Source organism: Metallosphaera javensis (ex Hofmann et al. 2022) (assembly GCF_022064045.1).
In the GTDB taxonomy this organism is placed as follows: Archaea; Thermoproteota; Thermoprotei_A; order Sulfolobales; family Sulfolobaceae; genus Metallosphaera; species Metallosphaera javensis.
In genome coordinates this window covers 1-1,222 of record NZ_JAKNCW010000044.1, presented here as the reverse complement: position 1 = coordinate 1,222, position 1,222 = coordinate 1, and the positions used below count along the sequence as shown (strand labels likewise).

Below are 1,222 nucleotides of genomic sequence, written 5' to 3'. Positions count from 1 at the left end.
GGTGAGCTACCCCGCCCTGAACGGTACTCCCCAAATTCAGTTTATGAAAAAATCACTAGAGCTTTATTTTAGACTGGAGGAGAGGATGTGAATTAAAACTCATGAAACAAACTGAACTCTGCTGGAGAAAGAAATTTGTGGGAGAGTGGGTAATACTAGGATGGTGATATTACCCATGATCACCCTACTCTCCCACAACGTAAACATCCAGAAGCTAGGATATATAACCCTTTCCTCGCTAAACTTCAAGGGGAGGGGAAGAGGTAGCGAAGACGTTGGTCTCGGCCTGCCTGTGGAGAGACTCGGTGGAGAACAGGTCGAGAAGCTACGATATATCCCCACAGACCGTGAGGAACTACGTGGAGGAACAGGGGATAGAAGTAGCGGACCGCCTGCTCCAGGAGGTACAGGAAGTGGCGAGGGAGGTGTTGAAGGGGGTGGAGGAGGTGGACGTGAGCGTAGACTGGACGGGGGTGAAGTACTGGGGAGAGAGGGTGGAGGGGCTGGGAAGCGGGGATAAGGGATACCAGTGGAACTACGCCACAGCTACTACGAATTACAACGGCAAAACCGTAATCCTAGCCTTCACGCGCTACAACGGGATGAGCAAGGACGAAGTGGTGAAAATCCTCGTGGAGCAGGTCCTCTCCCTGGGATTTAAGATTGGGATAATAGCGCTGGACGCAGGCTTCTACACAGTAGAGGTCATAAAGTTCCTCTCCCAGTTTAGGTACATTGTGGGCGTCCCGGTGGGCGACGTCAAGGTTTACGAGGAGTATGACGGCCCTTACACCACCGCGAGCAAGAGGAGGACTGATCAAGTCAGCTTCAGGTTGATCGTCCACGGTCGTGAAGTGACTAGAAGGAGGTCCCACGTCGAGTACTTCGCCAGGGCGACCAACCTCGACCTGCCCAAGGACAAGGTCTTGAGGCTTTACGACAGGATCAGGAACCCCATCGAGACTTCCTACAGGGAGGTGAAGGGCTTCCTCCCCTTCACCTGTTCCAGGAGCTGGGTCTTCCGCCTTCTCGTCTTCGTTTTGGCCACGTTCCTTTACTCGCTGTTCTTGTTCCTCAAGGGGGAAGTTAAGAGGACTGACTTCAAGCTTCTCCTTCATTTGCTTTTTATAGATGAAATACAAAATAAGTTCTTATCACGATTGATTAAAAGTATAGAACCGCTTTTTATTTATTTTGATTTATTTTTAAGGGGGTGATTTTG

At 50.4% G+C, this 1,222-nt stretch carries 1 pseudogene; it reads left to right on the top strand.

The annotated features are described in order from the left end of the window. The first annotated feature begins 175 nt into the window (after positions 1 to 175). Positions 176 to 1,217: pseudogene (locus L3N51_RS12300) on the top strand (ISH3 family transposase). The last annotated feature ends 5 nt before the right edge of the window (positions 1,218 to 1,222 follow it).